This is a genomic window from Neobacillus sp. SAB-20_R2A (assembly GCF_049568635.1).
GTDB classification, from domain to species: domain Bacteria; phylum Bacillota; class Bacilli; order Bacillales; family Cytobacillaceae; genus Neobacillus; species Neobacillus citreus.
In genome coordinates this window covers 3,581,254-3,604,622 of sequence record NZ_CP145895.1, presented here as the reverse complement: position 1 = coordinate 3,604,622, position 23,369 = coordinate 3,581,254, and the positions used below count along the sequence as shown (strand labels likewise).

The 23,369-nt window shown below is 38.9% G+C and carries 21 protein-coding genes; 20 read left to right on the top strand and 1 reads right to left on the bottom strand.

Annotated elements, in window-relative coordinates:
• Window positions 1–280 precede the first annotated feature (280 nt).
• The 11 genes from V5M37_RS17400 (at window position 281) to V5M37_RS17350 (ending at window position 10,796) form a co-directional block, all read left to right on the top strand.
• Window positions 281–1,891: an ABC transporter substrate-binding protein gene (locus V5M37_RS17400; RefSeq protein WP_423798429.1), complete on the top strand. Its 1,611-nt coding sequence runs from the start codon at window positions 281–283 to the stop codon at window positions 1,889–1,891.
• A gap of 95 nt (window positions 1,892–1,986) precedes the next feature.
• On the top strand, window positions 1,987–2,922 hold the full coding sequence (locus V5M37_RS17395) for an ABC transporter permease (protein ID WP_423798428.1): 936 nt from the start codon (window positions 1,987–1,989) through the stop codon (window positions 2,920–2,922).
• A 36-nt stretch (window positions 2,923–2,958) separates the two neighbouring features.
• On the top strand, window positions 2,959–3,876 hold the full coding sequence (locus V5M37_RS17390; protein ID WP_423798427.1) for an ABC transporter permease: 918 nt from the start codon (window positions 2,959–2,961) through the stop codon (window positions 3,874–3,876).
• Between the two features lie 10 nt (window positions 3,877–3,886).
• A complete protein-coding gene (locus V5M37_RS17385) occupies window positions 3,887–4,849 on the top strand; it encodes an ABC transporter ATP-binding protein (RefSeq protein ID WP_423798426.1) in 963 nt (320 codons plus the stop codon).
• Complete coding sequence (locus tag V5M37_RS17380; protein WP_423798425.1) at window positions 4,834–5,823, top strand: ABC transporter ATP-binding protein; 990 nt, start codon at window positions 4,834–4,836, stop codon at window positions 5,821–5,823. Before V5M37_RS17385 ends, V5M37_RS17380 begins: the two co-directional genes overlap by 16 nt.
• A gap of 247 nt (window positions 5,824–6,070) precedes the next feature.
• Window positions 6,071–6,838 (top strand): carboxymuconolactone decarboxylase family protein, encoded by a 768-nt coding sequence (locus V5M37_RS17375; protein WP_423798424.1) that lies wholly within the window; start codon window positions 6,071–6,073, stop codon window positions 6,836–6,838.
• Window positions 6,839–6,862: 24 nt separating this feature from the next.
• Complete coding sequence (gene dctP, locus V5M37_RS17370) at window positions 6,863–7,948, top strand: TRAP transporter substrate-binding protein DctP (protein ID WP_423798423.1); 1,086 nt, start codon at window positions 6,863–6,865, stop codon at window positions 7,946–7,948.
• Between the two features lie 150 nt (window positions 7,949–8,098).
• Window positions 8,099–8,845, top strand: coding sequence for an SDR family NAD(P)-dependent oxidoreductase (locus V5M37_RS17365; protein ID WP_423798422.1), 747 nt, complete (start codon window positions 8,099–8,101; stop codon window positions 8,843–8,845).
• A gap of 345 nt (window positions 8,846–9,190) precedes the next feature.
• A complete protein-coding gene (locus V5M37_RS17360; protein WP_423798421.1) occupies window positions 9,191–9,940 on the top strand; it encodes an SDR family NAD(P)-dependent oxidoreductase in 750 nt (249 codons plus the stop codon).
• A gap of 260 nt (window positions 9,941–10,200) precedes the next feature.
• On the top strand, window positions 10,201–10,335 hold the full coding sequence (locus V5M37_RS17355) for a hypothetical protein (RefSeq protein WP_423798420.1): 135 nt from the start codon (window positions 10,201–10,203) through the stop codon (window positions 10,333–10,335).
• Window positions 10,336–10,403: 68 nt separating this feature from the next.
• The gene (locus tag V5M37_RS17350; protein WP_423798419.1) at window positions 10,404–10,796 is read left to right on the top strand and encodes a VOC family protein; all 393 of its coding nucleotides are present in this window, start codon (window positions 10,404–10,406) and stop codon (window positions 10,794–10,796) included.
• A 207-nt stretch (window positions 10,797–11,003) separates the two neighbouring features.
• Here the strand turns inward: V5M37_RS17350 and V5M37_RS17345 are convergent, their stop codons facing one another.
• Window positions 11,004–11,777 carry an IclR family transcriptional regulator gene (locus tag V5M37_RS17345; protein ID WP_423798418.1) on the bottom strand — a complete coding sequence of 258 codons (774 nt, stop codon included), beginning with the start codon at window positions 11,775–11,777 and terminating at the stop codon, window positions 11,004–11,006.
• Window positions 11,778–12,073: 296 nt separating this feature from the next.
• Here V5M37_RS17345 and V5M37_RS17340 point away from each other — a divergent pair, with 296 nt between their 5' ends.
• The 9 genes from V5M37_RS17340 to V5M37_RS17300 all read left to right on the top strand — a co-directional run bounded on the left by V5M37_RS17340 (window position 12,074) and on the right by V5M37_RS17300 (window position 23,335).
• Window positions 12,074–13,048 (top strand): Gfo/Idh/MocA family protein, encoded by a 975-nt coding sequence (locus V5M37_RS17340; RefSeq protein WP_423798417.1) that lies wholly within the window; start codon window positions 12,074–12,076, stop codon window positions 13,046–13,048.
• Window positions 13,049–13,293: 245 nt separating this feature from the next.
• Entirely contained in the window at window positions 13,294–14,355 is a 1,062-nt protein-coding gene (locus V5M37_RS17335; protein ID WP_423798416.1) for a Gfo/Idh/MocA family protein, read from the top strand.
• A gap of 414 nt (window positions 14,356–14,769) precedes the next feature.
• Complete coding sequence (locus V5M37_RS17330) at window positions 14,770–16,893, top strand: acetate--CoA ligase family protein (protein WP_423798415.1); 2,124 nt, start codon at window positions 14,770–14,772, stop codon at window positions 16,891–16,893.
• A 31-nt stretch (window positions 16,894–16,924) separates the two neighbouring features.
• The gene (locus V5M37_RS17325; protein WP_423798414.1) at window positions 16,925–18,157 is read left to right on the top strand and encodes an acyl-CoA dehydrogenase family protein; all 1,233 of its coding nucleotides are present in this window, start codon (window positions 16,925–16,927) and stop codon (window positions 18,155–18,157) included.
• A 60-nt stretch (window positions 18,158–18,217) separates the two neighbouring features.
• Complete coding sequence (locus V5M37_RS17320; RefSeq protein ID WP_423798413.1) at window positions 18,218–18,637, top strand: PaaI family thioesterase; 420 nt, start codon at window positions 18,218–18,220, stop codon at window positions 18,635–18,637.
• A 37-nt stretch (window positions 18,638–18,674) separates the two neighbouring features.
• Complete coding sequence (locus V5M37_RS17315) at window positions 18,675–19,469, top strand: enoyl-CoA hydratase/isomerase family protein (protein WP_213145583.1); 795 nt, start codon at window positions 18,675–18,677, stop codon at window positions 19,467–19,469.
• A gap of 104 nt (window positions 19,470–19,573) precedes the next feature.
• Complete coding sequence (locus tag V5M37_RS17310; protein ID WP_423798412.1) at window positions 19,574–21,193, top strand: long-chain fatty acid--CoA ligase; 1,620 nt, start codon at window positions 19,574–19,576, stop codon at window positions 21,191–21,193.
• A gap of 461 nt (window positions 21,194–21,654) precedes the next feature.
• A complete protein-coding gene (locus tag V5M37_RS17305; RefSeq protein WP_423798411.1) occupies window positions 21,655–22,719 on the top strand; it encodes an LLM class flavin-dependent oxidoreductase in 1,065 nt (354 codons plus the stop codon).
• Window positions 22,720–22,876: 157 nt separating this feature from the next.
• Window positions 22,877–23,335 (top strand): TRAP transporter small permease, encoded by a 459-nt coding sequence (locus V5M37_RS17300; protein ID WP_423798410.1) that lies wholly within the window; start codon window positions 22,877–22,879, stop codon window positions 23,333–23,335.
• Window positions 23,336–23,369 lie beyond the last annotated feature (34 nt).

Here is a 23,369-nt window from a genome sequence, read left to right as displayed (position 1 = left end):
GAAATTCAGAAAACTATGATAAAAATGGTGCTTTTATATATTGGTAATTACCATTATGAGATTGGCATGATTATTGCATAGTTAATAAATAGAACGTGAGTAGCTAGGTAAAAAGAAAGGGTGATTTAATAGATTTCTATTGAGAATGTGGAAAGAAGCTTTAGAAATGAAAGGGTTTTCTTGTATTGGCGAAACGAGACATTATAAGTGGCTTTTTTAAATCTCTTAAAATGATGGAAACAGAATTTTTTTTTTGAGTTAGAAGGGGGAGACGTGAAAGGTGAAAAGAAAATGGTTAAATATGGGATTTTTGGTATTGTTAAGTATGATTTTAGCTCTTGCAGGATGCTCTTCCAATCAAACAGCAAAGAAGTCCACAGGGACAACCCAAAATAAATCGAGCGGAGAAAAAGTATTAAAAGTTGCACTGACTAGTGACGCGACACGGTTGGATCCTCATTTCAACTCAACAGCATCAGACCTCACAGTAACCCAGCCAATATTCAATGGACTAGTTCGCTTTAAACCAGGTACAGTTTCAGGAGAGGAAATTGAAGGAGATTTAGCGGAGTCATGGGAAATGAATCAGGAGGGAACAATTTGGACTTTTCATCTCCGTAAAGGTGTCCAGTGGCATAACGGATACGGGGAATTTACGTCGTCCGATGTAAAGTGGACTTTTGAAAGATTACTAGATCCTAAAACAGGCTCTCCATTTAATTCAGAGTTATCAGTAATAGAAAAAGTTGAAGCACCAGATCCTTATACTGCAGTCTTTTATTTAAAAAACCCAGATTCTGCATTTCTTCTTCGAATTCTAATGGATGGTTCTGCAGGGGCAATTGTCAAAAAAGAAGCAATAGAAGCTGCTGGAAAAGATTCGATGGTAAAACCGGTAGGTACTGGACCTTTTATGTTAAAAGAATATAAACAAGGTCAAAAAGTAGTCTTAGAGAAAAATCCTAAATACTTTCGCGGGGAACCTAAATTGGATCGAATTGAGTACTTAATCATGAGTGACCGAAATGCTATTGATGTGGCATTAGAAAAAGGCGAAATTCAAATGGCATTAGGTGAGGGTGACCAGCTTTGGCTGCAACAAATGGAAAAAAAAACAAATATGGTTTTAGATTTTCCTGAGCCTAATATTTTTTGGGGACTTTTCTTGAACACAGCAATGAAGCCTTTTGACGACATTCTAGTAAGAAAGGCTATTGCGCATGCGATTGATATTAAGAAATATGTAAAAGAAGTATATGGGTCAAGTTCCGCAGGACAGTTAGCTTCGGGACCAATCCCAAGCAAAATATTCGGGCACGCTGATTTGGGTATTTATAAATATGACCCTGAATTATCGAAAGAATTGCTAGCAAAAGCGGGGTATCCTAATGGACTCACACTTCCTCCACAATTTCTAAGCTCTCGGGACACCTATGTGAAATTGATGACTTTTATTCAAGAAGAACTTAGAAAAGTGGGAATAAATATGGAGTTAAATAAAGTAGACGTTCCAACATATGGAGCTAATATTCGAAAAGATTTAAATGGACTTGTGCTTTATGGTAGATCACCAAAGCCTCATGCGGCTTTCGCGTTGGTAGACCATTATTACGGGCCTTCAACCGTCGGGATGCAAACAGCAAAACTTAATTTTTCACACTTTAATAAATCAGACCAATTAATTGAGGCAGCAGGAAAAGAATTAGATACCAATAAAGCTAAGGAAATGTACAAAGAGATTCAAAAGCAGATCATGGATGAATATGTTGTGGTTCCTTTAGCCCAAACGAAAAGTGTACTTGTACGAAGTAAAAATGTGGTATTGGGATATGACTTTAAAGGTACAATGAGCTATTTTTATCCAATTACCGAGACGACAAGCATAAAGTAACAACTCCCTTACAATTAAAAAGAAGTAGATTTTTTCCTTAACAGAGTTTAAAAATGTAGTAATTTCTTAGAAATAGATAATTGGAGGGAGCCTATATGGTTAAATACCTCATCCGAAGAATTTTAGTTGCCATTCCCACTATGTTTATAACAATTAGTATCATATTTTTCGCTCTCCGGGTTCTACCCGGAGATCCTGCTTTAGCGATTTTGGGAGAAAGTGCCGGTGAAGAAGCACTTCAAAATTTACGTGAACAATTAGGACTAAATGTTCCTATCTGGCAGCAATATGTTGTATTTTTATGGGATACCTTGAAGGGGGATTTGGGTGTATCCATTGCTTCAGGTACACCTGTGATGAATCTAATCTTTGATAATTTTTGGCACACAATGGTATTAAGTGTCGTTAGTATTTTTATAGGATGTGTAATTGGTATACCTAGCGGGATTTTATCTGCACTAAAACCCAACTCTCTAATAGACAATTTAGTAAGAGTAATATCAATGACTTGGGTCTCAATCCCTCCGTTTTTGTTGGGGATTATCCTCATATTTACACTTTCATTAAAGGTAGATTTGTTTCCCTCAATGGGTGAAGGTGAAGGTTTTTGGGGAGTGCTTTCTCATCTGTTTCTTCCTTCCTTAACACTTGGCTTAATCCTTTCGGGTGTATTAATGAGGTTTTCTAGGGCTAGCATGCTTGAGCAAATCAACCAAGACTATATACGGACCGCAAGAGCAAAAGGAATACCGAAAAGAATCGTAATCTTTAAGCATGCAATGAGAAACAGTTTAATTCCCGTCATTACGATCATTGGATTGGACATAACTGCTCTAATAAGCGGGGCTGTCATTACTGAAACGATTTTCAGTCGTCCAGGATTGGGCAGCTTAGCAGTTGGGGCAATATCAACAAGGGATTTTCCAATACTTCAGGGCTGTTTAATATTATTTGCCGTATTGGTCATAGTTGTTAATTTAATTGTTGACATAAGTTATTCCATTGCAAATCCCAAAATTAGACCTAACTAAATTTTAGTAAGAGGAATGAAGAGAGGAGCTGATTACATGCCCCATTCCTTGGAGAATGATCCAAATCTTCTGGAAAACCCATCTCAATATAAAAAAATAAAAGCTACTAAATCAAAATCAATGGAATGGAAAACCTTTAGAAAAAACAAACTTGGGATTGTAAGTTTGATTATTCTAATAACGATGTTATTAATCGCCATTGCTGCTCCAATCATAATGCCATATGATCCCATTGCCCAGAATGTGGTAAACCGTGCGCAAGGTCCTTCGTCTTCCCATTGGCTAGGGACAGACCCCTTTGGAAGGGATATTCTAAGCCGCATCATCTTAGGTTCACAGACTTCCCTTTTCGTTGGCTTTTTATCTGTAGCCATAAGCTCTATTGCTGGCGGTTTCATTGGAATGGTCGCCGCTTATAAAGGTGGATGGATTGATGATATTTTAATGAGAATTTTAGAGTCTATTATGATCATTCCAATGCTTTTATTTGGACTTATGGTGCTAGTAGCGCTGGGGGCCAGTATGACTACATTAATTGTAGTAATTAGTATTGGATTAATCCCTAGTATTGCACGGGTGGCTCGTGGTTCAACAATGGAAGTGAAGGAAAAGGAATATATTAAAGCTGCCATTTCCCTTGGCGGCGGGAACTTAAGAATCATGTTGCTGCACATTTTTCCGAATATCTTAGGGCCGCTTCTTGTTATGACCACTTTGAACATGTCAACCTCTATTCGGATTGAAGCTAGTTTGAGTTTTATCGGGGTCGGTGTTCAACCACCTACACCTGCATGGGGAAATATGATTCAAGAGGGATTTCAATATATTACGTCTACACCTGGATTGGTCATTTTCCCAGGTTTAGCGCTATTAATTGTGTCAATTGCGTTTAACATATTGGGGGATGCGATTCGTGATGCCTTCGATCCCCACATAAAGGTTCAACGCAAATAGGGGGGTTAAGATGAGCAAGTTATTAGATGTACAAGGTTTAAGTGTAGGCAGACATGATAAAGGTACTTTTAGCCCTATTTTAAAGGATGTTAGCTTTTCCATAAACGAAGGAGAATTTACTGCCATTGTAGGTGAAAGCGGTTGTGGAAAGAGTATGACATCATTGGCCATTATGGGGCTTACACCAAAAACACTAAACATAAATTCAGGGAGCATTTATTATAAGGGGAAAGATTTAACAAAAATGTCTGATAAAGAGATGAATAGGGTTCGTGGAAAAGATATTACGATGATTTTCCAAGAACCAATGACATCACTAAATCCCTCCTTTACGATAGGAAATCAAATTGCCGAAGTGTATAAGTATCATACTGATTTGAGCAATAGTGAAATAATGGCAAAATCCATAGATGTTCTAGAACAAGTAAAAATCCCGAATGCTAAAGAGAAATTAAAGCTTTACCCCCATGAGTTGTCCGGCGGAATGCGCCAACGTGTAATGATTGCGATGGCTTTAGCTTGCAATCCCAAAGTGTTAATAGCTGATGAGCCTACTACTGCATTAGATGTTACCATCCAGGCGCAAATTCTAAGTCTATTATCCGACCTTCAGCGAGATTTGAACATGTCCATCATCATGATTACTCATGATTTAGGAGTAGTAGCGGAAACATGCCAAAAAGTGATTGTCATGTATGCGGGGCAGGTTATTGAAGAGGCGAGTGTAGAAGACATTTTTGACAAACCTGTTCACCCCTATACGAGAGATTTAATACAATCTGTTCCTAAAATAGGACAACGCTCTCAAGAGTTTTATACCATAAAGGGCAGTGTTCCTAATATTGACAACATGCCAAAAGGATGCAGATTCCATCCACGCTGTAATGAAGTAATGAAGATTTGTTCCGAAAAAGAACCAGTATTAGAGGGGGTTGGAGAAGGAAGGAGTGTTCGATGTTGGAACAAAATGTAGTAAAAACGGATGTACTTCTAGAAGTAAACGGATTAAAAAAATATTATCTTGTAAAAAAGGGAATGTTTGGTAACTCTGAAAAACAATTAAAAGCAGTAGATGAAGTATCATTCGATGTAAAACGTGGAGAAACCTTTAGCATCGTTGGTGAATCAGGTTGTGGAAAAAGTACAACGGGAATGTGTCTTCTCCGTTTAATAGATCCCACATCTGGAGAAGTGCTATTTAATAATGAAAATATTTTAATGAAAAACAAAACTGCAATGAAAGAATTTCGTAAGGAAATTCAAGTAGTTTTTCAAGATCCCTATAGTTCTTTAAATCCAAAACATACGGTAAAAAAGATACTGAGTGAACCTTTTATTATTAATAAAACTGTTCCAAGATATGAAATTGAAAATGAGGTAATAAATCTCCTTAAGCTAGTGGGCTTAGACGAGTACCATATGGAGCGATACCCCCATGAGTTTTCAGGGGGGCAGCGCCAACGAATTGGAATTGCAAGAGCCTTAGCGCTAAAACCACAGCTTATTGTCTGTGATGAACCCGTTTCAGCATTGGACGTATCGATACAATCCCAAATTTTAAATTTGCTAAAAAAATTACAAGAACAATTTAATTTAACTTATATCTTCATTTCTCACGATTTAAGTGTTGTAGAGCAAATCAGTGATCGTGTTGCCGTAATGTATTTAGGAAAAATAGTAGAAATCGGGACTCGTGATGAGATATTTAACACTCCAAAGCATCCATATACACAGGCTTTATTATCTTCCGTTCCTGTCGCGGACCCTAAAGTTAAAAGGTTGAAACAAAAAATCATTCTGGAGGGAGATCTTCCGAGCCCAGAAAATCCACCTGCTGGATGTTATTTTTACTCAAGATGTCCAGTTAAAACGGAAAAATGTAAAGAAGTATATCCGGATTTGAAGGAAGTCTCTAATCACCACCAAGTTTCGTGCCATTTAATATAGGGCCTTCCGTGTAACAATAATGAAACGGCATGTTTCATTAATAATACATTCCGATATAAAAATTTTCACGATTCCATGGTTAAATTAGCCTTCATTTAATTTTTTAATAACAAAAATATAGGTAATATAGCTAGGTTTTAACTACTATGAGAACATTATCCTAATTAAATAAAGAGGGTTGGCACAATAGTTGCATATTTAAAAGTTACAAAGGAATGACCTTGAAAAAACAAAGGAGGATTAAATTTTGGTTAATCAAGAAACAACAAAAACCAATGAGTTAGTGAATGATCTTGAGGCAGCTTACAAAAAGGACTTGGGATATTGGAACCCAACCTTAAGTTATTTAGCGGAAAAAGACCCGGAATTCTTTGAGATTTATAAAAAATTAGTAGCTACTCCCTACAAAAACAACATTCTCGATGCGAAGTCACGAGAGTTAATTAATGTGGCATTAAGCTCGGCACCTACTAATTTAAGCAAGGATACATTAAGAATTCACATTGAAAACGCCATCAACCAAGGGGTTACGGAACAAGAAATTTTAGAAGTTTTTAAACTTGTCAGTGTACTAGGAATGCATACTTGTGCTGTCGGGGTTCCTATTCTAGTTGAAGAAACAGGCGCATTTGCAAACGTGAAATTGGATGCACATCAGGAGGAGTTAAAAGAAAAGTTTATTCAAAAGATGGGCTACTGGCATTCATTCCGAGACACGCTCTTATTAAATGATGAGCAGTTTTTTGAAGGTTATTATCAATTTCTGACAAACCCTTGGGAAAATGACATTCTAAGTCCGAAATTAAAGGAATTTATTTACATTGCCGTTGATATTGCCACTACACATTTATTTGCTCTTGGAACTAGGGTCCATATTCAAAGTGCCTTAAGACAAGGGGCGACATTTGAAGAAATTATGGAGGTTTTAAAAATAACAAGTGCTCAAGGTGTTGATACTTTTTATGCGGGAATTCCAATTTTAAGATCGGTGCTAGCTGAAAAGGGGAATAAATAAAACTATTTTATAGGGGGAAAGCATATGAAAAAAAGAAATTTGATCATCTCCATTATGTTAATGACAATGCTTGTTTTAGCTGCATGCGGCCAGGCAAAAGAATCGTCAACATCATCCAAGGACTCCACAAAAGCAAGTAAAGATGTAATAGAAATAAACTACAATGACCTTGCTCCACCTACTCACCCTTATACGAAACAAGTTGCAGAACCTTGGGCAAAATTTGTTGAAGAAGAAACAAATGGAAGGGTTAAAGTTCATGTTTTTCCAAGCTCAGCATTAGGAAAACCTGATACTGGTTATGATGATATAAGCGGTGACGTGTTTGATGTGGGGCTATTATATGCAAGTTCTGACAAGAACGATATCTTGTTCCCTTTATCAATTGGAGACTTACCTTTTGCCATTCCTAACTCTGAAGTCGCGGTAAAAGTAATGAATAAGTTCCAAGCAAAATTTATGAAAGATACATTCAAAGATGTTGTCTGGCTCGGTGCTTCTTCTACAGATACAGCACAGCTATATACTTCAGATCCTATCAATACCGTTAAAGATATAAAGAATCGGAAAATAGTCAATAGCCTTTATTCTAGAAATGAATTAATCAAATTGTGGGGAGCTGCCCCTGTATCTATTGATAATTCACAGTTATATGAATCAGTTGAAAAAGGTATGGCGGATGATATTATCTACAATACAACGGGAGCGATTGGGTTTAATTTAAATGAAGTTGCCCCATACATGACAAGGATCGATTTAGGGGTTTCTTCCAATGGATTATTCCTAAATGCAAACGTATTCAATAAGATGCCAAAAGATCTTCAAAAACTATTTGTGGAAAAATTAGGGCCAAAACATCAAGAATTGATGTCAGAACTTTATATGAGCTCAATGCAAAATTCTATTAAAGAATTTGAAAAACGAGTACAAGATAAGGGAGGAAAAGTGATTACTCCAAGTTCTGACGAATTAAATAAATTTAAAGCCCCAGCTAAAAAGTTGTGGGATAACTGGGTAGCTGAAGCAAATAAAAAGGGCTATCCTGGTGATGAAATGATGAAGTATTTTAAACAGCAGCTTAAAGATGAGGGAGTAGAAATACCTTTTTAATAAAATAGAATAGAAGCTACTATGTAAAAAAGTATTATCACTCAAGACTAGGAATGTTTTCTTCCTAGTCTCCTCTTTTATTTATTATCTAACCAATTTTTATATTAATACTTAAAAAATGATTTTTATAGATAGAAAGGATGTTTAACCATGTCAATAAAAAGATTAGAAAATAAGATTGCTATGATTACTGGAGCCGGTAATGGAATTGGTAGAGGAACAGCCATTTTATTCGCTCAACACGGGGCAAGGGTTGTGATAACGGATATTGATGAGGCAGGGCTTCACGAAACATTGCAGATCATCCATGAGAATGGAGGAGAGGCAATCTCTTTAAAACTTGATGTTTCCGAAGAAGAGGAGTGGAAGGAAGTTATTTCGATAGTAGAGGAACAATTGGGCGGATTAGATATTCTGATGAATAATGCCGGTATCGGGGGAAGGGTTGGCTTAGCGGAAACCTCTTTGGAAAGATTTGAAAAGGTCCAATCGATAAACTCAACTGGTGTTTTCTTGGGAATGAAATATGGATCAAATTTGATGAAAAAGACTGGCGGCGGTTCCATTATTAATACATCATCCATGTACGGAATAGTTGGCAGCCCTAGTAGTATAGCCTATCATGCTTCAAAAGGGGCTGTAAGACTCATGACCAAATCCGCAGCACTTGAGCTGGCAAAAGACTTGATCCGAGTGAATTCGATTCATCCTGGCGTAATTGAAACAAACATGTCCGGAGCGAAAAACGGTGAACATTTCTTAAAAGATAAAACACCTTGGCCTCATTTAGGAGAACCAATCGATATCGCCTATGGTGCCCTTTATTTAGCATCCGATGAATCCCGATTTGTAACAGGTACAGAGCTAGTGATAGATGGCGGTTTTACAGCCCAATAATGTATCGAATGGCTGTTTAAGAGATGCACTGTTAATATTCATTATTGATTTTCGTAAGGTAAGAGAATTCATAGGCGGAGAATTTCCGGCTAATGTATAAAGAGGAAGCTTAACAAGCAAATATAAGCGAAGAAATTCCGATTAACTGCTCTAAATAAGACAAAATCCAAAGATTTGAATCAAATAAACGGAAAAACCTCCTTTATTTTCAAGGAAAGAAGGGCATTTCCCAATTTAAACGGAATTTTTCCTTTTATTTTTCAAACACAGTAAAATCAACATTCAGTTATAACAGAGCCTAGAAAATAGTTCATTAATAGTTAAGATGGGTAGGGGATAAGTGCGATGACCGCAAAAAGATTAGAAGATAAAGTCGCTATTATTACCGGAGCTGCGAATGGTATTGGCAGAGAGGAAGCCATATTATTTGCTAAAAACGGTGCAAAAGTAGTTGTAACCGATATTAACGAACAAGCACTTCAAGAGACTGTCCAAGCCATCAGAACGCAGGGTGGAGAGGCAATTGGCATCAGGCATGATGTCTCAGTTGAAGAGGATTGGCAAGAAGTCATCTTGAAAACGGAAGCAGAATTTGGCCAATTGGATATTCTTATAAACAATGCAGCGATTTTGAGCAGAAATGGATTGGCAGAAACGACAGTGGATGAATTTTTAAAGATACAATCCATTAACTCGATAGGCACTTTTTTAGGAATGAAATATGGAGCGCAGTTAATCAAGAATACGGCAGGTAAGGGTTCAATCATTAATACTTCATCTGGGTCCGGTTTGGTTGGAACACCAGGGAGTACGGCCTACCATGCTTCAAAGGGTGCCGTTAGGTTAATGACCAAATCTGCCGCATTGGAACTAGCAAAGGACTTTATTCGGGTGAATTCCATTCATCCAGGAGTCATTGAAACAGCTATGTCGGGCGGCAAAAACGGCAATCACTTTTTGAGTGAAAAAATCCCTATGAAGTGTTTAGGGAAACCGATTGATATTGCCTATGGTGCTCTTTATTTAGCTTCTGATGAGTCCCGATTTGTAACTGGATCTGAGTTAATCATCGATGGCGGGTATACTGCCCAATAAAGATAGTTGATAAGGCACTTGTGCTTGTACCCTAGTTTCTACTTAATTAACATGAGGATGTGGCGATTTCTGCTACCTTAATTCAATAAGGTTCTTTAAGAGGCAACGGACAATATCAAATGATAATACAAAAGTAAAGGGATACAACTACAATATGAATGGTAGCTGTATCCCTTTGCATGTTTAAAATGTACCTAATAGGGGGATAAATTGTAGTTTGATTTATCCCCCTATTTATATTTATTGAAGGTCATGCTGCAATGCCAGCTCAAGCTGAAACGATTATTGCTGAAGGATTAGAAAAAGTAAAAGAAGTTGGAAAGAAATTATCACCAGTTGCAAATTTCTTAAAATCTCAGCAAATAGGAGTTATTATAGTAGGAGGGTGGCCTTAATGGCAAGCCAATTTGATTAAAAAGTTTAAAGACACAAAGTAAAATTTGAAAAAAAGGTGTGATAGATGATGATTAAAGGGATTAATCACAAAGCATTTCATGTAGTAAATATGGAACGTTCATTGGATTTTTATTGCAATAAGCTGGGTTTTAAGAAAGCGTTTGAATTGAATCAACCAAATGGTGAACCGTGGATTGTATATGTAAAGGTGGCAGAGGGATGTTTCATTGAATTGTTTTATGGGGGTGTCGAGGGTGTTAGAGACAGAGCGGAACATATATGTTTTGAGGTGGATGACATTAACAAAACGGCAGACCAATTGAAGAAAAAGGGAGTACATTTAGCAGAAGAAATTTCACAAGGAAGAGCTTTGAACTACCAATTCTGGGTAATAGATCCCGATGGAAACTGGCTTGAGTTTATGGAAATGCATCCAGAATCACTACATATGAGATCCTAACAAAGGAAAGAATTTACTTATTCTTATTTATTCCCAGGCGTCATCCTTTTAAGTGAATGCCGCCTGATTTTTAATTACATATAACCGTTATAAATGAAGAATTTTCACCAAAGTAACGAGATGTAAGAGGACGCTTATTCCCCAGTAATCCCACACCCCGTTTTAATACGAAATGTTCGTTTTCCCCTTCTCGCAACGATGTCATTCTCATTGTTTTATATTAAAGTGTTGGTTAATTGTTTGACATGTACTGAGGAGGGCGGCCGCCAATTTCTCTTCATTGCCATAAAAACGAATAGATGGGAGAGGGATCGAGATAGAGCATAAATTTCCCATGCGGTCAAAAATAGTTGCGCCCACTGCACAAATGCCACGAATGTGTTCTTCTCTGGCAAAAGCAACACCCTCTTGACGGATAACTTTTAACTCCTTTAACAGTTCATCCCGGCTCGTAATTGTATGATCATTGTACTTTTGCAAGTGCTCCGGTAACATTTTTTCAACCTCAGCAATAGGCAAGGAGGCCAGTATTGCCTTTCCGTTCGCCGTACAATGTAATGGAAAAGATACACCGGGTTGTGAAGTGGCTTGCAATGGATGCGGAGCGACAATTTGATCTACAAAAAACACCTTCCCATTATTTAATACTGATAGATCTACCGTTTCATTGATTTGAGATGATAGTTGTATTAAAAATGGCCTGATTTCTTCTTTTAAATCATTATGGACCGCGGAAGCAAGCATCGCGATCTCGGGTCCAAGACAGAAACCGCCGTGAAGAGAGGCGGCTGCAACATATCTTTCCTCCTCAAGGGCGGTTACGATTCTTTGAACCGTTGACCTGGCAAGGCCCACTTCTTTGGCAATTTGGGAAAGGCTTAACCCTTTTGGATGATCTTTAAGAGCCCTCAGTATTTTAGCCGCGCGAGAGATGACTTGTACACTAGATGGTTTCGTTTGCTCCTGTTTATCGTTGTTCAAAAGTATAAACTCCTTTCAGAATCAATCCATTCTATTATAACGAAAATTCGTAATCCATCAGTAAAAAAGGTAAAAAGTAGTCTAAGATAAAGTCATTCCTTGGATTCGATACTTTTTATTGACATGTGCTTTAAAAATTCCCTATACTAGACATATCCACTTAATGGTACAAGTGTATCACAATGCGGTCATATTTTAAAGATTTATTAAAAAAATGTAATCAAGGATCGTTTCCGTTTGCAACAGTGAAACCTGTAAAAAATTAAAATTTATAACAAATGAAGGAGAAAACTGCCATGAAATTTGGAAAAGTTCGTTGGGGAATTATTGGATGCGGTGATGTGACGGAAGTGAAGAGTGGACCGGCATTTCAGAAAATAAAAAATTCAGAGTTGGTGGCCGTTATGCGGAGAACGGGAGAACTAGCGAAAGATTATGCGGAAAGACACAATGTGCCAAAATGGTACGATGATGCCGAAGCACTTATTAATGATCCAGATGTCGATGCCGTCTATATTGCTACACCACCGAGTTCACATAAAGAATATACCATTAAAGTGGCAAAGGCAGGTAAACCTGTTTATGTAGAAAAGCCAATGGCGCTTAATTTTTCTGAATGCAATGAAATGATTGCTGCTTGCAAGGAGGCTGGTGTTCCTTTATATGTATCATACTACCGCAGGGCGCTGCCTCGCTTTGTTAAAATAAAAGAGTTATTGCAAAATAAGGCGATTGGTGACGTTCGTTTCGTATCAATAACACAGTATCAAAAAGCTTCGGAAGACATGTTGGATTCACAAAATTCCCCATGGAGAGTTCAACCTGAAATTTCCGGAGGGGGGCTGTTTTTTGATTTAGCCAGTCATACCCTTGATCTATTAGATTTTCTACTTGGGCCTATAAAGGATGTGCAGGGTTTTGCTTCAAATCAAGCAGGCAATTATCGTGCAGAAGATATTTATACAGGTACCTATCGATTTGAATCTGGAATTCACGGCATAGGAATTTGGTGTTTTTCTGCTTTTGAAGATGCGGATGTGAATGAAATCGTCGGCAGTAAAGGAAAAATTACCTTTTCCACTTTTGGAAATGAGCCGATTGTTTTAACAACGGCTAGTGGGACAGAGCAATGGAGTTTTGAAATGCCGCAGCATGTTCATCAACCTCTAATAGAAACGATTGTGGCTGAATTAACAGAAGATAGCGGCCAGTGTCTAAGTACTGGAGTGACCGGTGCTAGAACAAACTGGGTCATGGGTGAACTAAGATAGCTGAGAACAAATACATCTTATTTTTTACTAAGAGACCGATCCTGAGGAATAGCGTTTTTTATTTCTGCACACGGTTAAACAATGCTGAAAAAGGACTAAATTGTAACTATTTTTTTATAATACAACAATTAACTATAATTGATAAATGTGTACCGCATTGTGGTTGATTATTACGATTATATAAATGTTAATAAATATGATTACAGAAAGTAATTGGTTAGTTAGTCTGAAGGAGAGCGGTTGAAATGAAACAGGAATTCGGGTTTGCAATAGTCGGAACAGGGCTAATTAGTGCCACGCATTATGAGCAAATTTCAGCGATTGAAGGAGCAAAAGTGGTTGCTGTATACTCCCGTAAGGAGGATAAGGCAAAATCTCTTGCGGAAAAGGCCGGTGCAGATTGGTATACAGATTATCAAGAAATGCTTAAGAGAAAAGATATTGATATTGTATCGATTATTACACCAAGCGGCACTCATGCTGACATGGCGATAGAGGCTGCACGGGCAGGAAAGCATGTAATCGTTGAAAAACCAATGGATATTTCCCTTGAGAAGGCACAGCAAATGATCGATGTATGTCGTGAGCATCGTGTGAAATTAAGTGTTATCTCTCAACATCGCTTTGATTCATCAACTGTCAGGATAAAAAAAGATATTGATTCAGGACGATTCGGAAAAATGGTGCTAGGGCAAGCGGCTGTGAATTGGTATCGTCCTCAAAGCTACTATGATACTAGTAAGTGGCGGGGAACATGGGAAATGAATGGAGGCGGCGTATTAATCAATCAGGCCATTCATATGATAGATTTATTTCAGTACTTTATGGGAGAGGTGGAAAGTGTATATGCACATACAGCTATATTAGCTCATGAAGGAATTGAAGTGGAGGATGTGGCCGTTGCCACGGTAAAATTTAAACATGGCGGGTTAGGAACCATTGTGGGAACTACAGCTGCATATCCTGGTCTGTCAGCCCGCTTGGAGATAATCGGAACAAATGGTACAGCCGTGATTGAGAATGATCAATTACTTAAGCATTATCTGCGTAATCCAAATAATGAAGCGGAAGTCCTCAACTTAGCTGCCGTCGAAAATCATAATGGAAGAGATCGAAATTATGCTTCTGTAGACCCTGCAGCCCTTGATGGTGCTTCCCATCGTTTACAGTTTATGGATATGATAAATGCCATTCAAGAAGATAGAGAACCGCTTGTGAATGGTGAAGAAGGAATAAAACCACTAAAAATTATTTTAGCTATTTATCAATCCGCACGGACAGGTCAACCTGTAGATGTTAAATATTAATAACTAATATAGGTAAAAAGAAAGGAGCTTGGATTAGCTCCTTTCTCTATAGCCAATTTTACCGTTATTTCTTCAAATTGTTTTGCAATATTACAATCCCCTTCGTATATTAGACAAGTAAAAATATGAAGTAACTAGTGCCTGATTTCTCCTTTTAACACGGAGGAATTAGGCTTTTTTATTGTTTTCCATAACCTTAAAAATCTAAATTAATTCCAATGGCCATAATCAGTGTTAGTTTTGGAACTCTTATGTTTCAAAGATGAAACATCAAATGAATAGTCTTAAAAAAATCTTACCATTTAGTGGGGAATATGCAGAATTTACTGGGTTTTATTAAGAAATTTAAGGTTGGCACGATTTTTGCAAGTATATAAGCAAAGACCTTAATTTTAAATAGAGAGGAGTAATGAAATGGCTTCACTAAACAGTTTAGAGGCTCTTTTTAAACCCAAGAGTATCGCGATTATCGGGGCAAGTCCTGACAGCAAGAAATTGGGCGGGAGACCTTTAAATTATTTACAAAGAAATGGCTATAGAGGCCAAATTTTTCCGATAAATCCAAATTACAACGAAATATCTGGTTTGAAGTGCTATTCCAGCCTTCTAGATATAGGAGAAGAAATCGATTTAGCGATCATTTCACTGCCTAGCAAATTGGTAGTCAACGTATTAAAACAATGTGCAGAAAAAGGGGTTAAGGCAGCAGTCATCTTTAGCTCCGGCTTTTCCGAAATAGGTGAAGCGGGAAGAAAACTGCAAGAAGAAATGACGGCGATTTCCAAGAAGAGCGGTATGAGGATACTAGGACCCAATACACTTGGAATGTTTAACCTTAAGTCTGGGGTATTCGCTACCTTTTCAACCATCTTGGAAAAGCAAACGCCCCTTAAAGGCAATATCGGTTTTGTCAGCCAAAGCGGGGCATTTGGTTCCCACGTTTTTACGCTGGCACGGCAAAATTTTATCGGTCTTAGCCATTTTGTGGCAACTGGAAATGAAAGCGATATCGATGTGGCGGATTGTATTGAATTCCTTGCGGAAGATCCAGATACAGATGTAATAGCTTGCTATATGGAAGGCATTAAAGATGGTAAAAAGCTAATAAATGCATTCAAGCTTGCTGCTAAAAAGAAAAAGCCAGTTATTGCTTTCAAAGTTGGAAAAACAAATGCAGGACAAAGAGCAGCCCTTTCGCATACAGGGTCGTTAGCCGGATCGGATCAAGTGTTTAATGCCATTGCCAAACAATATGGAGTCTATCGTGCCGAAACGATTGAAGAATTTATCGATGCAGCCTATGCCTGCTCCATGCTTCCGCTCCCAAAAGGAGATAAAACGGCTGTTTTTACAGTCTCGGGCGGAGTCGGCATTCTGCTAGCAGACCAATTGACGGAAGCATCGTTAACTGTACCGGAGCCTTCCATTGAAGTGCAGCAGCAGCTTAGTGATCTTCTTCCGATTGCCGGTGTGAAAAATCCGATTGATACAACCGCACAATTAAATACTAGGCAATACTTATTGCAAGATTTTATGGAAATTGTTCTTTCCAGCGGAGAGTACGACTCTGCGATCGTTTTCCTAGCCTTTAGCGGACTGTATCCGGAACATGCACAAAACCACATCCGATCCGTTTCTAACATTGCCAAAAAGTATAAAGAAACTCCGATTATCACTGTTTCGCTTAATTCGGAGGATTCGAAAAAATCATTTATGGAAAACCGGTTAGCCGTCATCGAGGATCCTTCCCGGGCGGTAAATGCCATGAAGGCTCTTAAATATTTCAGCCAATTCTATAAGGAAGAATCCGAGACTGCTAGAATTGACGGAATGAATGGACTGTCATTTGACAATCTTCCTACCGTGCTGACAGAGCATAAAAGTAAAGAAATACTTAAACAAATCGGAATTCCAATCACGAGAGAACAACTTGCTGCAACTCTCGCGGAAGCAAAAATAATGGCAAGAGAAATAGGGTATCCTGTTGCCCTTAAAGGGATGTCCCCGCAAATCTTGCATAAGAGTGACAAAGGGCTTGTCCAATTAAACATAACGAACGAAGAAGAACTCGAAGAGAAATTTACATTTATAAAGCAGCAGATAAGCCAAGTTGAAAATGCAGTTTTCGAAGGTATTTTAGTCCAGGAAATGCTGTCAAAGGATTCTGTGGAAATGTTCATCGGAGCGAATCAGGACCCTGTTTTCGGGCAGATGATTCTCGTCGGTTTAGGCGGAATTCATATCGAGGTGTACAAAGATGCAGTTATGCGAAAGGCTCCTATTTCTGAGGAAACCGCCGAAGAAATGCTGGATGAACTTCGAAGCAAGGCCTTATTAAAAGGTTTTCGCGGGTCAGCGCCTCGGGATCTGAAAGCCTTAAGCAGGGTAGTGGCAAAGTTCAGCCAATTCATCTCCACCCATGATGAGATTGAGGAAATCGATCTAAATCCAATCATGGTACATGCAGAAGGGGAGGGCGTAACCGTTGCGGATGCCCTTATCACTTTAAAGAAGAAAGCACTTTCAAATATTCAATAATAATAGATTAAAAATTTAGGAGTGAAAGAACATGGATTTTACAATTCCAGAGGAAACACAAGAAATTATTAAAGGGTTAAAACAATTTATTGAAAAGGTAGTATTACCGCTTGAAAAGGAAAATCATGAGCTGTTATACAATGAACGGAACTACTACACGGAAGATGGACGCCACCACCCTAAAGTGGAGGAATTGCGGAAGATTGTTCGGATGGAGTCGGCAAAGGCAGGCTACTATACGATGTTTGGTGCAGAAGAGCTTGGCGGAGAACAACTCGGGCCAATGACGGCATTGCTCGTCCAAGAGGCTATTAATATATCATATCCATTCAATAAGCTGGTTGATCCAATCGTCATCCCGTCACCATTTACCAACGGTTTATCACCAATTTTAACCGGCTTAAAAGAGGAATTGAAAGAGAGATATTTAGATGGAATCCGTTCAGGGGAAAAAACTCTTTGCTTTGGTTTAACGGAACCGGATGCAGGATCAGATGTATGGAGCATTAAAACGAATGCCGTAAAAGAAGGAAATGAATGGGTCATAAACGGCAGCAAACAATGGATTACAAATGCTGCCCACGCTGATTATTGCATGCTGTTTGCCGTGACAAATCCGGACTTGAAAGCGCAAAGAAAAGGCGGCATTACCTGCTTCTTCGTTGAAACAGGATCAGAAGGGTTCTCAGTAGATTCAGTAATTCCGGTCATGGGCGAGCTGGGAGGAGAGGCATGTATTATTAGCATCGATAATCTCCGAGTGCCAGATGAAAACGTCATTGGGGAAGTGGACTTTGGTTTCTCAATCGCCATAAATGGAATTAACACTGGAAGACTTGGTATGAGTGGAAAATGTATCGGTTCAGCACAATGGGCTTTAAAGAAGGCAGTTGAGTATGCAGAAATTCGCAAAACCTTTGGAAAGCCAATTAAAGAACATCAAATGATTCAAGCCATGCTTGCAGAATCTGCTATGGATATTTATGCAGCCAGAAATATGGCCCTTAACTGTGCCTGGAAGATTGAAAATAGTAAAAAACAACCTCGTAAGGAAATTTCAATGGTAAAGGCTTTTTGTACGGAAATGATGGGACGCGTTTATGATCGGGCCATGCAAATCCATGGCGGGGTAGGGATTTCCAATGAACTTGGATTGGAGCAGGGATACCGCCTGGCAAGGATTGTAAGAATTCCGGATGGCACCTCAGAAATCCACCGCCGAACTATTGCAAAAAGTTTACTAAGCGGAGATTTAACATTCTAATCGTTTTTTGGACAGATTGGGATATTCACCGATAAAAAAATCATTTTTAGGGAGCTTGCTATGAAAAATGAATTGGTTCTTCGTGAAGAGGAATGGATGAAAAATAACCGGTTTCGGGATTTAATCGGCCTTCAAATTGAGGATATTGGTGAAGGAACCGCTACTTTATCCTTGGCTGTACAGGACCAATTGCTGCAAGGGGCAGGAATGGTTCATGGCGGTGTGATAACTACATTAATAGATTCGGTCATTGGTTCGGCAGTAAGGAGCGTAATGGCTGATCACATGATTAGTTTAACCGCGGAGCTAAACATCAACTTTTTTCGGCCGGCCACACAAGGAAGAATTTTTGCGGAAGGCAGAGTCATTAACAGAGGCAAGCAGCTGGCAGTAGGGGTCGGAGATATCAAGGACGAAAATGGAAAATTGCTGGCTACTGGCAGGGCGACGTATGTTTTAAAAGAAATCACAAAGAAATGAATGGTCAACTATTAAAAAGAAAGATTGGTGAATCTATATGGAAGAACAATTAGTCCTCATTGAGAAAAAAGGAAGAATTGCCTACGTAATTTTAAATCGACCGGAAAAATTAAATGCACTAAGCAGGGAGCTGTTCCAAGCCTTCGACAAGGCCCTTGACGAGCTTGAAAAAGACCAGGATATCAGTGTGTTAATCATCAAAGGAAATGGCAGGGCATTCAGCGTAGGCTACGACGTTGGCAAATACAGGGAGCCAAGCGTCACGGAGGACCGAGATTACTTGGAAGAATGCACAAGGCGCTGGATTAGACTTTGGGAATATCCGAAGCCGGTCATTGCGCAGGTTCAAGGATTTGCTTTAGCGGGCGGAACCCAAATGCTGGCTTGCTGCGATATTGTCATCACTGATAAGAAGGCCCAATTTGGTTTCCCATCCCTGCCTCTTGGTGGTGGATTTGTCGGCATCTATTGGGGCTGGCATGTTGGACCGCAGCGCGCAAAAATGTTAGACCTGACTGCAGGAAGCCGGATAAGTGGAGAAAAAGCTGTGCAATACGGGTTTGCAGCAGAGTGCTTTGATGCGGATTGTCTTGAGGAAGAAACATTAAAAATCGCAAGAGGCATTGCTAAAACTCCAGCGGATGTATTGAAGCTGAAAAAGATGGCCCATAATCGGATTATGGATTTACAAGGGTTCCGTACCGGTTTGATGTATGGACCCGAACAAGATGCGATTATCCATACTGCTGAAGGTATCAAGCTAATGTACCGTAAAATCAATGAATTAGGCTTAAAAGGTACAATTGAGTGGTTTAACAGCCAGGAAGTATAGCAAATCATTTTTTCTAAAAAAATAGCAGTCTATTAAACATTGGGAGACTAGTGCAGCAAGCATTTTTCTCCCCAAAAAATTCAATAAAACAGGGAGGGATATTTATGATGGAAACGCGGCTAACAATTGATAAACTACTGTACAGGGCAGAAAAATACTTCCCGAAGAAAGAAGTTATTTCTAGAACTGAAAAAGGCATTGTCCGCTTAACCTATGAGGAATTTGCTAAAAGAACCCGTTCTTTAGCAAGTGTCTTGCAAATGCTAGGAGTAAAAAAAGGTGATCGGGTCGGGACATTTGCCTGGAATGATCACCGGCATTTGGAAGCATATTTTGCCATTCCCAGCATGGGTGCGGTTTTGCACACCATCAATATCAGGCTTTCTTCCGAACATCTGGCTTATATTATAAACAATGCCGAAGACAAGATCCTGCTTGTCGATAAAGGACTATATCCTTTAATTGAGAGCATAATAGATAAAATTCCGACCGTAAAGGCAATTATCATCATGTCGGAAGACAGTGAGCTTTCCCAATCTTCGGAAAAACCTCTCTATAACTATGAATCAATCATTGCAACCGGTGATAATAGTTTCTCTTTTCCAGATGATATAGACGAAAATGAAGCTGCTGGACTCTGTTACACCTCGGCAACGACCGGAAATCCAAAGGGTGTATTATCTACTCATCGAAGTATCGTATTGCATAGCTTAATGCTCGGTCTTACAGATACGATGGGACTGTCTGAGGAAGATCGGGCGATGCATGTAGTGCCAATGTTTCACGTAAACGCTTGGGGATTTCCTTTTGCATCCGTATGGTTTGGCACTACCCAAGTATTGCCAGGTCCAAACTTTACTTCGCAAACACTCTTGCAATTAATAGAGTCTGAACGTGTAACGATAACAGCAGGGGTACCGACTGTCTGGATCGGGGTTCTAAATGAATTAAACAGAAAGAGTTATGATTTATCCAGCCTGAGTTATATTCTATGCGGCGGGTCGGCTCCACCGAAAGGGATTATTACCACATTTATGGAAAAATACAATGTGCCGGTCATGCATGCTTACGGGATGACTGAAACAGGTCCAGTTGCTACAGTCAGCAAACTAAAAAGCTATCATCAAAATCAATCAACAGAAGAAAAAATCAACCAGCTGACTAAGCAGGGAATACCAGTGCCTATGATAGATATTAATGTCATAAATGAGTCAGGCGAAGTAAAAATGGACGGAGAAGAGATGGGAGAGGTCCTCTTTAGGGGGCCATGGATTACCGATCATTACTATAGAAAGCCGGAGCAAACGGCAGAGGCGGTAAAGGAGGGCTGGCTTTATTCCGGGGATATTGCAACGGTTGATGAGGCAGGGTATATCAAAATAGTAGACAGGACGAAAGATTTGATCAAAAGCGGTGGCGAGTGGATTTCGTCTGTCCAGCTAGAAAATGCGCTTATGACTCATGAAGCTGTGTTTGAAGCAGCGGTCATTGCGATTCCCCATCCGAAATGGCAGGAACGGCCTGTTGCCTTTGTCGTTTTACACGACAATTTTAAAGAAAAGGTGACAAAGGATGATTTGCTTGCATATCTAGCACCGCAGTTTGCTAAATGGTGGCTGCCGGACGATGTACTATTTATCCAGGAGGTACCGAAAACAGGTGTTGGCAAGTTCCTAAAAAGGAAGCTTCGCGAGGAATATGAGAACTTTTTTGTAAAAGAATAACTTTTGAGTTTCAAATGTTTTAAGCTGTTTCAAGGGTTTCAACATGTTTCAATATGTTTCAATTTTGAAACGTTTTATTTTACTACGTGGCACATAACAATTATTTGGATGGATAGAAGGTTTGTTTTAACAGGGACTTTTTCCTGAAATGTATAGAAATCGCAGCGGTTCATGCAGGGTTTAACAGATTAATAGCCATTATTAATAAAATTGGCACAATATTTGCATTATTAAAAGCAAAGAGAACTTTCCCGCTTTATTAAAGAAGACCCATGCAATTTAACGTTGCTTTTAAAGGGATTTTGTCTGAATATGTCAAATTGATATGTTTAGGAATTTTCCTGTTGAAAGGGTTTTCAGATGAGCTATCCATTCAGGTGAAAAATGATTAGTTCGAAAGTGGAGGTTTAAATTCTTTATCAATACTAAACAACTAATAAATTTTTGAAAGGAATGTTAATATGACAAATCACAAAAATGAAATGAGCTTTGGTCTATTTTTCCTGAATTCAAAATCACCCTTTAAATCGGAAGACGAAGAATTAAGAAACGGTTTGGAGCAAATCAAAGTGGCAGATGAACTTGGCTTCCACAGTGCTTGGATGGCTGAACACAATGCCAGAGACTACGGAGTTGTCACTTCATCAACCGTTTACTTAGCTGCTGCGGCTGCCCAGACAAAAAGAATTAAACTAGGATCTGCCGTAGCCAGATTACCTTTGCACCATCCAATGCAGCTGGCTGAAGAAATGACTTTAGTTGACGTCATCAGTAACGGCCGGCTCTATGTGGGAGTTGGGAAAGGGTATGACAAATTAGAATTTGATGCTTACAATGTGGATTTCGATGAGAGACATGCTAGGTTCGAAGAATCTCTAGAAATTTTAAAAGCAGCATTAACAAATCCGAGAATTTCTTATTCAGGCAAATTTTATAACTTCAATGATATTCCAATTAATCCAAGGCCAATTCAACAGCCTGGCCCGCCCCTCTTCGTGATGGTTTCTGGAAATGACGCCTCCATTATCAATGCTGCAAAAGATGGCTACTCGTTTGTTTTAGGCGGCATCAAAAACGATGATACTCTTCATAAAATCAATTTGTACCAAGAAACGGCCCTTGCTGCTGGATACTCCGAGGAATACGTAAATGAAGCTATGGCCCGATCAGGCAAGCTCCTTTTCGTTTATGTTGCCGAAACGGATGAACAGGCGTATGAAGAATTTGAAGAAGGATTAATGTGGTATATGTCTGAACGGGATAATCGTCCAGTGTTCGGTGTGGTTCAGCGGGATAAAGTCCTTGATTATAATGAATTCCTCAAATCCGAAAACGCGATTGTCGGTTCGCCTGAAAAGGTTCGGAAAGATATTGAGAAATTCCGCGAAGAAACAGGGCTGAATAACATTATTTGTTGGATGAATATCGGCGGTCAGCCTAATGATCGGGTGATTAAATCGATGAATTTGTTCTCCAAAGAGGTAATGCCTTATTTCTGCAATGTAGAAGCCTACCAAAAAATTTAAAGTCGTTGCTGGAATAATTCGCAAAATAGAAGGATGCAGCATGATAGGGGCTGCCGGAAAATTCTTGGTGAAATGATTGGAACCGGCTGGCCCCTTTTTTGAAGCATACAATCTTTCCCTTATTAATGAAGAATGAATAGAAAGGGGATTTGATACTTTGATTGAAAAAATCATTAAATATATCACGGATATTAATAAATGGATTGCTTATGTCGGCCTCTTGCTGATGGTGGCACTTGTCTTTTGTTTTTCTGTATCAAGGACGATCGGCGTTCCCATTATCGGTGATATCGAAATTGTTCAATTTCTTATGGCTGTCATCATCTTTGCCTCACTGGCCTTTACGGAATCGGAAAACTCCCACATATCAATCGGGATTTTGACGGAGAAATTGCCTTTATTCCTCCAAAATATATTGGGAATAATCGGGAAATTGATTACATTAGTTTTCAGCCTCCTTGTAATCTGGGTTTTCATTGAAAAAATGGAATATTCAACAACCTCCTTGCTCTTAAAAATTCCTTTATATCCTTTTAAATATTTATTGATTATCGGATTTGCAGCCTGGTGTTTAGAAATCATCAAGAAATTTGCAAATAAAAAATTCATCGATTAAGAAAATTTTCAATGAAGGATAGATTAAGGAGTGA

Bases quoted from the DNA above. Each gene is read 5' to 3' on its own strand.
- V5M37_RS17395 (WP_423798428.1), top strand. From the start codon at position 1,987: ATGGTTAAATACCTCATCCGAAGAATTTTAGTTGCCATTCCCACTATG.
- V5M37_RS17390 (WP_423798427.1), top strand. From the start codon at position 2,959: ATGCCCCATTCCTTGGAGAATGATCCAAATCTTCTGGAAAACCCATCT.
- V5M37_RS17385 (WP_423798426.1), top strand. From the start codon at position 3,887: ATGAGCAAGTTATTAGATGTACAAGGTTTAAGTGTAGGCAGACATGAT.
- dctP (WP_423798423.1), top strand. From the start codon at position 6,863: ATGAAAAAAAGAAATTTGATCATCTCCATTATGTTAATGACAATGCTT.
- V5M37_RS17365 (WP_423798422.1), top strand. From the start codon at position 8,099: ATGTCAATAAAAAGATTAGAAAATAAGATTGCTATGATTACTGGAGCC.
- V5M37_RS17360 (WP_423798421.1), top strand. From the start codon at position 9,191: ATGACCGCAAAAAGATTAGAAGATAAAGTCGCTATTATTACCGGAGCT.
- V5M37_RS17355 (WP_423798420.1), top strand. From the start codon at position 10,201: ATGCCAGCTCAAGCTGAAACGATTATTGCTGAAGGATTAGAAAAAGTA.
- V5M37_RS17350 (WP_423798419.1), top strand. From the start codon at position 10,404: ATGATTAAAGGGATTAATCACAAAGCATTTCATGTAGTAAATATGGAA.
- V5M37_RS17340 (WP_423798417.1), top strand. From the start codon at position 12,074: ATGAAATTTGGAAAAGTTCGTTGGGGAATTATTGGATGCGGTGATGTG.
- V5M37_RS17335 (WP_423798416.1), top strand. From the start codon at position 13,294: ATGAAACAGGAATTCGGGTTTGCAATAGTCGGAACAGGGCTAATTAGT.
- V5M37_RS17330 (WP_423798415.1), top strand. From the start codon at position 14,770: ATGGCTTCACTAAACAGTTTAGAGGCTCTTTTTAAACCCAAGAGTATC.
- V5M37_RS17325 (WP_423798414.1), top strand. From the start codon at position 16,925: ATGGATTTTACAATTCCAGAGGAAACACAAGAAATTATTAAAGGGTTA.
- V5M37_RS17320 (WP_423798413.1), top strand. From the start codon at position 18,218: ATGAAAAATGAATTGGTTCTTCGTGAAGAGGAATGGATGAAAAATAAC.
- V5M37_RS17315 (WP_213145583.1), top strand. From the start codon at position 18,675: ATGGAAGAACAATTAGTCCTCATTGAGAAAAAAGGAAGAATTGCCTAC.
- V5M37_RS17310 (WP_423798412.1), top strand. From the start codon at position 19,574: ATGATGGAAACGCGGCTAACAATTGATAAACTACTGTACAGGGCAGAA.
- V5M37_RS17305 (WP_423798411.1), top strand. From the start codon at position 21,655: ATGACAAATCACAAAAATGAAATGAGCTTTGGTCTATTTTTCCTGAAT.